The organism is Pseudoalteromonas sp. UBA2102, assembly GCF_002331165.1.
GTDB lineage: Bacteria > Pseudomonadota > Gammaproteobacteria > Enterobacterales > Alteromonadaceae > Pseudoalteromonas > Pseudoalteromonas atlantica.
Map to the genome: position 1 here is coordinate 24364 of NZ_DCYU01000116.1, position 11349 is coordinate 35712.

Below are 11349 nucleotides of genomic sequence, written 5' to 3' on the forward strand. Positions count from 1 at the left end.
TGTAACCAAATTTGGTTACCTGATTCTATGTAACTGCATTAAGTTACTTTTTGGATTTTTATGATTGGTGTGATCAGCGGCGATATAATTAAATCGCAAAAAATACCTAAGCAGCAATACGATGCCATGCTTTATCAGCTAGAGCAAAGTTTGCGTGCAATTAGTAATAATACCTCACTGTGGACCATATACCGAGGTGATGCTTTTCAGTTACAAATAAATCAAAGCGAGCAGTTAATTAAAACCGCTATTATCATTTATTTGCATTTAAAGTCGGCAGGTTACGAGCTGCGCCAAAGTATGGCCTTAGGTGAGGTAGACAACCCACGCAGCGATATAAAAACAGCTACCGGCTCTGCCTTTGTGCTCTCAGGGCAAGGCCTTGATAAAATAGCCAATCAGCGCTTTACCTTACAGATAGCAAAGCACACCCTAGATGAAGGCTTTAGTCTTAACCTTGCCTTTGTTGATACCTTGCTTTGCAAAATAACGCAAAAACAAGCCAATGCGCTTTACGTGTATTTAACCCAGGCCGATAACAGCCATGCAGCACTGGCAAAAGAGCTTAACACCAGTCGCGAAAATGTCACTAAATTGCTTAATTTAGCAAATTATCAGCTTATAGAACGATTTATAATACACGCTAAACAGGTCATAACAACGATTGCAAAAGGAAGTGAGTAATGGGGTTTTCGTTATTATTAGTGACATTAATTATAGGCCACCTAGTCAGTGACTTTTTTTTACAACCAATGAGCTGGGTAAACGATAGAAACACCCGCCACTTTAAAGCTAAAAAGCTCTACCTGCATGTATTAGTACACGGTGTGGTTAGCGCCGTTATTTTAGCGCTTTGGGAATATAGCTATGGCTGGCAACAACTAAGCACCGTGTTACTTTCAACAGCTGCAATTATGCTTAGCCACTACCTAATAGATATTGCTAAGTCGTATTCTAGCAAAGGGGTTGTGCCCTTTTTACTCGACCAAATAGCGCATATAGCCGTAATAATAGCGCTGTGTATTTATATAACTGATAACCAAAGTTTAATCGCGTACGTAAGCGCACTTGCCACAAACCCTAAAGTGCTTTGGGTTGTATGCGGATATTTAATTATATTAAGCCCAAGTGCCGTATTTATAAGAATGATGCTTGAAAGGCTCACCGCTAACTTTTCAAGTGAGGGCAGCTTACCGTTGGCCGGACAAAGCATTGGCATGATAGAGCGTGTACTTATGCTCAGCTTTATACTACTTGATCAATTTGCGGGGCTTGGCTTTTTGCTAGCTGCCAAGTCGGTATTTAGGTTTGGCGATTTAAGTGCCAGTAAAGATAAAAAGCTCACCGAGTACGTTATGCTAGGCACCTTACTAAGCGTTAGCGTTACCTTGTTTGTAGGTTTAGGCGTTAATTCGTTGATCAGGTAAGTATAAATTACAGATAATAAAAAACGCGCTACTTCTATTAAAAGGTAGCGCGTTTTTTTGTATTGGCGTTTAATTAAAGGCCAATACAATCTTTAATAATCATTAATCGTTATTTGGGCGACGACGGCGCTGGCCATTACCACCTACCGATTGGCGTTTTGCCCATGGGCTTTGTGCGTTGTCATCAGTTTTCGCTGCTGGTTTTTTAGAACCACCACGACGAGGGCCGGTACCGCTTCCCCCATTGTTTGGTTTTTTGCTGTTCGGCTTATCAGACTTAGGTTTGTTAAACGGCTGCTTTGCTTTTTTAGGTTTTTTAGGTTTAATTGGGCGAGCATCTAATGCGCGCTCAGGCACTGGGCTAGTTGGTTCAAATCCAGGCTCTTCAGCGCGAGGAATTAGCTCACCAATAAAACGTTCAATACCGTATAAATCAGCGGCGTCATCGGCTGTTACAAACGAAATAGCATGCCCTGATGCACCAGCACGGCCTGTACGGCCAATACGGTGAACGTAATCTTCGTATACGTTTGGTAAGTCGTAGTTAACCACATGCGGAAGCTCAACAATATCAAGGCCACGTGCCACAATATCAGTGGCTACAAGTACGCGTACTTCACCACTTTTAAAGCCATCTAATGCTTTAACACGAGCGCCTTGTGATTTATTACCATGAATAGCGGCGCCTACTATGTCGTCGCGCTCAAGCTGTTTAACTAAACGGTTTGCACCGTGCTTGGTACGGCTAAACACTAATACTTGTTGCCAATCGTTGCTACGAATTAAATGGCTAAGTAATGCGGTTTTACGCGATTTATCAACAGCGTAAACGCTTTGCGTTACGCTTTTAGCAGTGGTGTTTTTTGCCGCAACTGATATTTCAACAGGGTCGTTAATTAACCCTTTTGCCAATGCACGAATATCATCTGAAAACGTTGCCGAAAACATTAAGTTTTGGCGTTTAGGCGGCATTTTATCAATCAGGCGTTTAATGTCGTGAATAAACCCCATATCAAGCATGCGGTCCGCTTCATCAAGTACCAGCACTTCAACATTATCAAACTTAACAGCGTTTTGATTATGTAAATCGATTAAACGCCCAGGCGTGGCCACTAAAATATCAACCCCTTTACGAAGGCGCTGCATTTGTGGGTTTATTTTAACGCCGCCGTACACTACAAACGAACTTACATCAGAGTGCTTAGCGTATTCTTCAACGTTTTCGCTTACCTGCAAAGCCAGCTCACGCGTAGGCGCTAAAATAAGGGCACGTACGTGGTTACTTTTTGCTTTACTGCCTTTAGATAACAGCTCAATTAGCGGTAACGTAAAACCAGCGGTTTTACCTGTGCCTGTTTGTGCAGCCGCCATTACATCGCGACGTTCAATAATTGCAGGAATTGCTTGAGCCTGAATAGGCGTTGGCGTTTCATAGCCCTTTTCTAAAACCGCGTTAACTAAAGACTGTGATAAACCTAAACCATCAAAACTCATAAAATCTCTCAATAAAAAAAAGGCCAAACCGGCCAAGGGCGCATTATACGCAACTAACTTAGAAATGCATGGAAATATTCACTTTGCCAAATAAGCACTCAGCGCAAAAATAGCGAATAGCAATACAAAACAGCACTATGGCATTAAAGCAGATACGTTTTTGTGAATTAAAATATGTACTACCTAAGGGCGATTAAATCGCAGCGCGGGGGATATAACCCAATGGGCTATGTAAAACAACAAAAGCGGCTAAAAAGCCGCTTTTGAATAGATGCTATTTAAAAAGCAACTATTATTTAACACCTAGCTCGCGTAAACGCTCTTGTAGGTAGCTGTCTGCAGTGTAGCGCTCAGAAAGCACAACATCAGGACGTGGGTGTAAAAACAGCGGTAAAGAAATACGCGACTTAGTCGACGCTTTACCCGTTGGGTTAATTACACGGTGAATAGTCGATGGGAAGTACCCGCCCGACGCTTCTTGTAACATGTCACCAATATTAATAATTAAGCTACCAAAGTCACATGGCACATCTAACCAACCGCCATCAGTTTTTTGAACTTGCAGGCCTGGCTCGTTCGATGCAGGTAATACAGTTAATAAGTTAATGTCACCATGTGCTGCAGCGCGAATTGCACCTGGCTCTTCATCACCTGTCATTGGCGGGTAATGTAAAATGCGTAACAATGTTTGCTCAGAATCAGCAATCATGTCTTTTAAATCGATAGAAAACTTAGCACGTACATCGGCTGGTGCCTCTGCTTGAACCCAGCTTAAAAGCGTTGCTGCAAATTCGTTAGCTAAGCGGTAGTACTCACGTACGTCGGCTTCAAGCTCTGCAGGCACGCGACCTTTAGGGTAAACATGAAAGTACTCTTTAATGTCTTTTACTGTAAAGCCTTTAGCTACCTCAGATACAGAAGGCGGGAAATAACCGTCTTGCGTTTCTTTAGAAAATAAAAAGTCGTGCTTTTGCTCTGAATTAAAAAAGTCTTGCCATTTTTCGTAAATAGACTCAACTAAAGATTGCGGGATTGGGTGATTTTTTAATACACCAAAACCGGTGTTTCTTAACGATTCAACAAAGTGAGCAGCCGCATCGGGAGCTTTATAATCAACAGTAGGTAATTGCATTGTACGTTCCAGTGAATAGGTTGTTAGAAGTGAGCTGCTTTAAAATATAGCTAATTAGCCAATATAAAGTAGCAAAACCTTCATTATAGCGCTGTGCGAGGATAGACAAACCACCCAAAAAACATAAGGACAAATGTCCTCACGATGAAATAGTAAACAGTTTACTTGATCAAGATCAAAGCATAATAAACATTGAAATTGCACTAATTAGTGCTTATATCTTATCTATTATTGTAACGTATTTTAATGAAACACTAAGGCTCTTCTATGCGACAAAAAGTATCTTTTAAAAGCGGCGATTTAGAACTTGCAGGCCAGCTTGAACGCCCAGCCGGCGATGTAAAGTTTTATGCTTTATTTGCACACTGCTTTACCTGTGGTAAAGATATTGCTGCCGCTACGCGCATAAGCCGCGCCCTTACCCAACAAGGTATTGCCGTACTGCGCTTTGACTTTACCGGCCTTGGCAATAGCGACGGCGACTTTGCAAACAGTAACTTCTCATCAAATATTCAAGATTTAGTGGCCGCAGCCGATCACCTGCGTACTTACTTTGATGCGCCGCAGTTATTAATTGGCCACAGCTTAGGTGGCGCTGCCGTACTGGCTGCTGCAGAGCATATTCCTGAGGTATCGGCTATTACAACAATTGGCGCTCCTTCAGATGCACAACACGTTGCACATAACTTTGAAGCCCATTTAGACGAAATAAACGCCGCAGGTGAAGCTAAAGTTAGCTTAGCTGGGCGCGAATTTACCATAAAAAAACAATTTGTAGAGGATATTGCAAAGTACGACCGTAGCCATATAGGCAAATTAAAACGCGCACTTTTAGTTATGCATTCCCCTGTTGATGCCACGGTTAATATTTCAGAAGCCGAGAAAATTTACGCATCAGCCAAACACCCAAAAAGCTTTATTAGCCTCGATAACGCCGACCACTTACTAAGTAATAAAAACGATGCCGAGTACGCTGCTACGCTAATTGCTAATTGGGCAAACCGCTACGTTAAATACGAGCAAAGCAACTACAGCGCAAAATTAGAAAACGGCAAAGTACTGGTTGAAGAAAAAGATCATATATTTACTCAGCACGTAAGTACTAAAGATCATACATGGCTTGCCGATGAGCCATTAAAAGTAGGTGGCAGTAATTTAGGCCCCGATCCTTACGACCATATACTCGCAGGCCTAGGCGCGTGTACCTCAATGACACTGCGTATGTATGCAACCTTAAAAAAGCTGCCGCTTGATCATATAAAAGTAGAGCTTGAACACACCCGCGACTATTACAAAGATTGCGACAACGGCGAATGCACCCAAAACCTAGAGGCCATTACCCGTAAAATTACCCTACGCGGCGACTTAACCGAAGCACAGCGCCAACGCCTGCTCGAAATAGCCGACAAATGCCCAGTGCATAAAACCCTGCATAACAGCCCAATTGTAGTAAGTGAATTAGTTGAGTAACTAAAACAAAAATAGCGCAGCTGTGGCTGCGCTATTTTAGATGTTCAATAAAGCAACCTCACAATCTGAGATAAAATATAGAGGTTGAATAATAGGTACAATTCTAGTAGTTTGTTAGTAAAAATTATACAACCAAGGATAGGTATGAATAGTATGAATAAAAATACTTACTATGAGCGCAACAACTTTTCAATTTACGAAGTAACAAACAAAACAGGTATCGAGTTAACTTTATCTGAGCTAAAACAAATTGAATTGGCTATGCTAATTACCCCAAAAGCATTAACAACTTTTATTAATATATTGCACAACCCTGCTAACTTAGATGAAAAGAAAAAAGAAAAATTCGAATCAATTATGAAACAATATGGTTTTGTTAATTCAATTAATTTTGAAACAACACGAACATTTTTAATCCGCCAAGCGCGTAAAGTAATTAACCTTATTGGTTCTATGTATTTGACCCCACAAAAATTGTATAAATGTGCTGAGTTTGGCGATGCTACCTATTATGACAGATATGGAATTATAGGATTTGGCAAGAGTTTTTTTAGCGTAGGTACTGATAGAAAAGTAGATACTATTGTTCATGAGTTTAGTCACGCAGTTTGGACTTCTGAAGATACAGCATATAACGCGAGAACTGCTATAAAGGATCTTAATTTCATCGCTCAAAAGGCACAGATTTATCAAACTAATGAAGACAGAGATATATTGCTATATTCGGCATATCTTTTTGAAAATGCAGTGCGAACAGCCCAATGAAAACTTTGATCAATATTATATTTCTTTTAATTAGTTACTCTACTTTTGCCAACTCTGAAGAAGTTATCGAAGGTCCTATTGCTGCATCTTCTTATACATTTTGTCATATAGATACTAAATGTATAACTAGTATAAGGTTGGAAAATACTTCGCCTTATCAAGTTAAATTAAGCTCTCTCGCTTTCAATGGACAAGGTATCGACTTAAACTCAATGTTCATATATGAAGTGGATGAATACTTCTCAATAAGAGCAGAAAACCCCAATGCAAAGGTCCCTGAACAACCTATACAAGGGCGCCGGCGTGCACACAAAAAATTATCCTCGATAGAGTTCGAACCGCTTGAAGTAAAGTTTATTGAGCTAAAAGGCATGGAAGAAAAATTTGCTTTGGACCCCGAAAAAAAATACTTAGTGAGTACAATTACACCGTTCGTCAACTTGTACATTAACGGTAAGTTTGTTGATATCATTACCATAAGAACGAAATATTCACTCCTAGCTATTCCTACAAAAGATATGGAAATAAAGGAACGGCCAATAAAACAGTTTGCTACGCCGCAAGGGTAACCTGCAATAATATACATACTTTGTTTAATGCCACTCAAAATTCTGCGTCAGCTTAAACCTTTATATATCAAGCCAGCTTAAAGTTGGCTTGATTATATATCTTGGCTAATTATCTAAAAACGCCCCTACTTCTTTACTCATTCTCTGTACCAGCCATTTTGTCCCACCGTCGTGCATATCGTTATGGCGCGACTTTTCTATCTTTATTTGGCTAACAGGGAACTCTTTAAGCTCTGTATCGTTTAATAGCACGTTAGCATCAGCTGGGTAATCACTACCGCGCAGTGTCAGTACGCGTATATTTTTATTACGTGGGATCAACATGCGTCGGTGATCGAGGGTAATTAGTTGGCTTACTTCATTTGGGTAAATTGAAGCATATAAAGCAGATATATCGCCGCCGTTAGAGTGGCCAAATAACGTGAGCTGAGAAAAGTTATACTCAGGGTATTGAGCACTTAGCTGATTAACTAAAAATTTAAGGGTAACTACACCGCGATGCCAGTTTTCCATGCGGGTGGTTAAATAAGGCTGTATGCGATTAAGCGCAGGGTCGGTTTTTAGCTCATGCGCGACTGCAATGCTTAAATAACCCTGTGCATTAAATAGCTTACTCGCAAACGTGTAGTCATTGTGGCTAATGCCGTAGCCTGCATTTACAAATGCTACAGGACACTTTGCGTGTACGCTGCATTGATTGCTCTCATTGGGGTATGTGATATTTATAGGGATGGTGCGATTGCGGCTTTGATCCACTATTACATCATCAGCAAAGCTTAATGGTGATATTAAACTCGCGCTTAGGCTAAATGCACTTAATGTTAGTAACTTTTTTATTGTTTTATGCATGTTGTACTTATATAAATTATTGTTTTTAAATAAAAATAACTTTTACTATAAAGGTTAGCGCGCGCCATTGCTAATGTATGCGATAATACGGGTATTATTTTTAGTTAATTTAGAAAAGTACCCCATGAAATCATACAGCACTATTGAACAACGTATCGACATTTTGCAAAGTCGAATAGAAGCCTATAAAGAAGAAATTGCCGTGTTACAGGCCGAGCCAAAAAGTAACAACGAGCGTATTATTTTTAAATTTATTGAAACAGGCAGCACAGGTAAAACAAAAGACTTTGTGCGCGAACTTGGTATTAAGTCGCCGCGCGATAGCTTATATTCATCAGGCGATGTAACCAAATTAATCAAAGACGGCGCTGATGACATCACCCCTGCACTGCTTGAAATTGCCCGCACATTGGCAAACGCACGTAATAAAAATGGCCCTAGCTGTTAATACCAAGCTACAGGCCACTGTTTAATCTTATTAAAGGTTATTCATTGTTTAGAGGCTTGCAATATGCAGCTTCTAAACGCTCCTCACATATAATCGCAAAGCTCAATGTTAAGGCTTGTAAGTAAATTAAGGGCTTCAAAGCGCTCAAACTTAGCCCCCGCTAACGTATTACTGTTTAAATCTATATTAAATTCTGTAGCCCCTACAAAGTCACACTCAGTTAGAGTGGTTTGAAAAAACTCACTATCGCGAAAATTACTTCCTGTAAATGTACTTTGCTTTAAATTGGCATGTCTAAAATCAACATTTTTTGCAAAGCAGTGTATTAATTTTAGTGATTTTAAAGTTAATTCATAAAAAGAGCAGTTACTAAGCTCACAGCTATTAAAGCTCACCGGCGCATCAATACTTAGCGCTCCCCAATCTGCATCGCCCCATTGCACACTGTTTAACTTACAATGGCTAAAGCTTACATTTTCAAGCGAGCTGTATCCCCAATCAATGCTCGATAAATTGCAACGCTCAAAGCTGCACTCTATAAATCGACACGTTTTAAATTGCCCCTGAGATAAGTCGCAATCTATAAACGTACACGCTTCAAACTCTGTGTTTTCGAGTGTGTGTTTTGCTAGCTGTAAGGCACTAAATTGCTGATCGCAATAATAGCTATTATTAGAAATTGGCACTGTGACTACGTGTCCGTATTTAGGGTTGTTTAATGGGCATAAGGGCTGGTTTTTGGCAAGTCTTGTTTAAGCGCTAATAAGGCGATAAAAATTAAGCCAAAGAGCGGAAATACCGCTAAGCATCCGCCCACAAAAGCTAAAACGCCCGGCATGGTGCTTTTGCGTTTACCTATTTTGTAGCTAATAAGCGCAAAAATTGGAATGCAAAACAAAATAAAAAAAGCTAAAAATTCACCAAATAATGTGAGATTAAACGACATAAGAACTCCCTCTCTATTGAATAATATTTGATACCAAGCAACTTAAATAATTAACTACTCTAGCGTGCTAAATAGACTAATAACTTAACACGATTGATATGAACTGCTTTAAATTTAACCATAAAAAAACCCCTAGGCATACTCCTAAGGGTTTTTAAATCTAGCTAAGCGCATTTGTTGCGCGCGGTATTACTCTTCGCTAGGAATTGCTTTTTCTACCACACTGATTGCAAGCTCAGTTAACGAGTCGCTATTAGCTTTGCTAGGTGCATCGGTTAATAAGCACGATGCTTGAGTGGTTTTAGGGAACGCAATAACGTCACGAATGTTATCGGTACCACATAAAAGCATAACTAAACGGTCAAGACCAAAGGCTAAACCAGCATGTGGTGGTGTGCCGTATTTAAGGGCATCAAGTAAGAAACCAAACTTGTCTTGTTGCTCTTGCGCATCAATCCCTAAAATTCTAAATGCTGCTTCTTGCATATCAGCATTATGAATACGTACCGAGCCGCCACCTACTTCGTAGCCGTTTAATACCATGTCGTAAGCATCTGAAATAGCCGCGGCAGGGTTTGCTTCAAGCTCTTCTGCGCTAATATCTTTTGGTGCTGTGAATGGATGATGCACAGCATGTAACGTGCCTTCGTCATCTTCTTCAAACATTGGGAAGTCAACAACCCAAAGTGGCGCCCAGCTATCAAGGTTAGTGATTTCTAAATCAACACCAATCTTCAAGCGAAGCGCGCCCATTGCTTCGTTTACAACGTTGCGTTTATCGGCACCAAATAAAATAATGTCGCCCGTTTGTGCGTTAGTACGCTCAAGTAACTGGGTAATTACCTCTTCGTTTAAAAACTTAGCAACTGGAGATTGAACGCCTTCAGCGCCTGCATCGCGGTCGTTTACTTTCATCCACGCCATACCTTTAGCGCCGTAAATGCCAATAAACTTAGTGTAATCGTCAAGTTGCTTACGCGAAAGCTTAGCGCCACCCGGTACTGTTAATACAGCAACGCGGCCTTTTTCGTCATTAGCTGGGCCTGAAAATACGTTAAACTCTACGTCTTTTACTAAATCAGCTACATCAACAAGCTTCATTGGGTTACGTAAGTCTGGCTTATCAGAACCGTAAAGGCTCATTGCCTCGCTGTAAGGCATAATTGGGAAATCGCCTAAATCAACGTTTAGTAATGATTGCCACATTTCACGGATCATTTTTTCAGTCATACCACGTACTTGATCAGAGCTCATGAACGAGGTTTCTAAATCTATTTGGGTAAATTCAGGTTGGCGATCGGCACGTAAATCTTCATCACGGAAACATTTAACAATTTGGTAGTAACGGTCAAAACCCGACATCATCAACAATTGCTTAAACAACTGTGGCGACTGTGGTAATGCGTAAAAGCTGCCTTTATGAACACGGCTTGGTACTAAGTAATCGCGTGCACCTTCTGGTGTTGCTTTTGTAAGTACAGGTGTTTCAATGTCTAAAAAGCCATTGTCATCTAAAAAGCGACGAACAAAGCTGCTTGCTTTAGCGCGCAGTTTAATACGGTCGCTCATTTCAAGGCGGCGTAAATCTAAGTAGCGGTACTTTAAGCGGCGCTCTTCTGAATTGGTTTGATTAAAATCAAGCGGTAGCGGCTCAGAGCGATTAATAATAGTTAGCTCAGTACCTAAAATTTCCACTTCGCCTGTTGCCATGTCTTTATTTACTTGGCTTTCTGGGCGCGCACGTACAACCCCTTTTAACTGCACACAAAACTCTTGGCGAAGTTTGTTAGCGTTATCCATTAGTCCTTCAACCTCTGGATCGAATACAACTTGTACTAACCCTTCTCTATCGCGTAAATCGACAAAGATAAGTCCACCAAGGTCACGTCGTTTGTTGATCCAGCCACATAGTTCAACTTCTTGATCTACGTGAGTTTTATTTAGCTGTCCGCAATATATAGAGCGCATAGTTTTCCTGTCAGATAAAAGGCTTAAACGGTTATATTTATTTGTTTTAAGGCGTGTGATTTAAAAAACTGGTCACCACAATACAAATAAAGCCGCTAGCAATCTAAAAATAATCAAATTAAGCCCTGCATTATACCCAAGTAGTATCAAGATGCTAGGGCGTGTTGAACGTTGGTGGTTGAATTTGCAGCAGTATGTTTGGCTTTTAGGCAATGCAGAGTCTATGTAGTGTGGTTATTCCCAATAAAAAAGGCGATAACGCAGCATAAATGCCAAACATG

12 protein-coding genes are annotated in these 11349 nt (G+C 40.5%); 6 read left to right on the top strand and 6 right to left on the bottom strand.

Features of this window, described 5'->3' with window-relative positions:
• Positions 1-60: 60 nt before the first annotated feature.
• Both B2R65_RS15705 and B2R65_RS15710 read left to right on the top strand, forming a co-directional pair.
• Positions 61-684, top strand: coding sequence for a hypothetical protein (locus B2R65_RS15705; protein ID WP_286744225.1), 624 nt, complete (start codon positions 61-63; stop codon positions 682-684).
• On the top strand, positions 684-1427 hold the full coding sequence (locus tag B2R65_RS15710; protein WP_286744227.1) for a DUF3307 domain-containing protein: 744 nt from the start codon (positions 684-686) through the stop codon (positions 1425-1427). The genes B2R65_RS15705 and B2R65_RS15710 overlap by 1 nt, the downstream gene beginning before the upstream one ends.
• A 102-nt stretch (positions 1428-1529) precedes the next feature.
• Here the strand turns inward: B2R65_RS15710 and B2R65_RS15715 are convergent, their stop codons facing one another.
• Both B2R65_RS15715 and B2R65_RS15720 read right to left on the bottom strand, forming a co-directional pair.
• Positions 1530-2921: a DEAD/DEAH box helicase gene (locus B2R65_RS15715; RefSeq protein ID WP_286744230.1), complete on the bottom strand. Its 1392-nt coding sequence runs from the start codon at positions 2919-2921 to the stop codon at positions 1530-1532.
• A gap of 292 nt (positions 2922-3213) precedes the next feature.
• Positions 3214-4053 (bottom strand): isopenicillin N synthase family dioxygenase, encoded by an 840-nt coding sequence (locus B2R65_RS15720; protein WP_004589526.1) that lies wholly within the window; start codon positions 4051-4053, stop codon positions 3214-3216.
• Positions 4054-4320: 267 nt separating this feature from the next.
• On the opposite strand from B2R65_RS15720, the gene B2R65_RS15725 reads away from it, so the two are divergent.
• From B2R65_RS15725 to B2R65_RS15735, 3 genes are all read left to right on the top strand, one after another.
• Complete coding sequence (locus B2R65_RS15725; protein WP_064386443.1) at positions 4321-5523, top strand: bifunctional alpha/beta hydrolase/OsmC family protein; 1203 nt, start codon at positions 4321-4323, stop codon at positions 5521-5523.
• Positions 5524-5667: 144 nt separating this feature from the next.
• Positions 5668-6288, top strand: coding sequence for a M35 family metalloendopeptidase (locus B2R65_RS15730; protein ID WP_273589945.1), 621 nt, complete (start codon positions 5668-5670; stop codon positions 6286-6288).
• On the top strand, positions 6285-6857 hold the full coding sequence (locus tag B2R65_RS15735; protein ID WP_273589946.1) for a hypothetical protein: 573 nt from the start codon (positions 6285-6287) through the stop codon (positions 6855-6857). Before B2R65_RS15730 ends, B2R65_RS15735 begins: the two co-directional genes overlap by 4 nt.
• A 105-nt stretch (positions 6858-6962) precedes the next feature.
• On the opposite strand, the gene B2R65_RS15740 is transcribed toward B2R65_RS15735, so the two are convergent.
• Positions 6963-7706 (bottom strand): alpha/beta hydrolase, encoded by a 744-nt coding sequence (locus tag B2R65_RS15740; protein WP_286744237.1) that lies wholly within the window; start codon positions 7704-7706, stop codon positions 6963-6965.
• A 124-nt stretch (positions 7707-7830) separates the two neighbouring features.
• On the opposite strand from B2R65_RS15740, the gene B2R65_RS15745 reads away from it, so the two are divergent.
• Complete coding sequence (locus B2R65_RS15745) at positions 7831-8154, top strand: hypothetical protein (protein WP_004588950.1); 324 nt, start codon at positions 7831-7833, stop codon at positions 8152-8154.
• Positions 8155-8237: 83 nt separating this feature from the next.
• Here B2R65_RS15745 and B2R65_RS15750 read toward each other — a convergent pair whose 3' ends face one another.
• From B2R65_RS15750 to aspS, 3 genes are all read right to left on the bottom strand, one after another.
• Positions 8238-8840 (bottom strand): pentapeptide repeat-containing protein, encoded by a 603-nt coding sequence (locus B2R65_RS15750; protein ID WP_286744239.1) that lies wholly within the window; start codon positions 8838-8840, stop codon positions 8238-8240.
• A gap of 29 nt (positions 8841-8869) precedes the next feature.
• Positions 8870-9100 carry a hypothetical protein gene (locus B2R65_RS15755; protein ID WP_024033669.1) on the bottom strand — a complete coding sequence of 77 codons (231 nt, stop codon included), beginning with the start codon at positions 9098-9100 and terminating at the stop codon, positions 8870-8872.
• A 189-nt stretch (positions 9101-9289) separates the two neighbouring features.
• On the bottom strand, positions 9290-11068 hold the full coding sequence (gene aspS / locus B2R65_RS15760; RefSeq protein WP_029772588.1) for an aspartate--tRNA ligase: 1779 nt from the start codon (positions 11066-11068) through the stop codon (positions 9290-9292).
• Positions 11069-11349 lie beyond the last annotated feature (281 nt).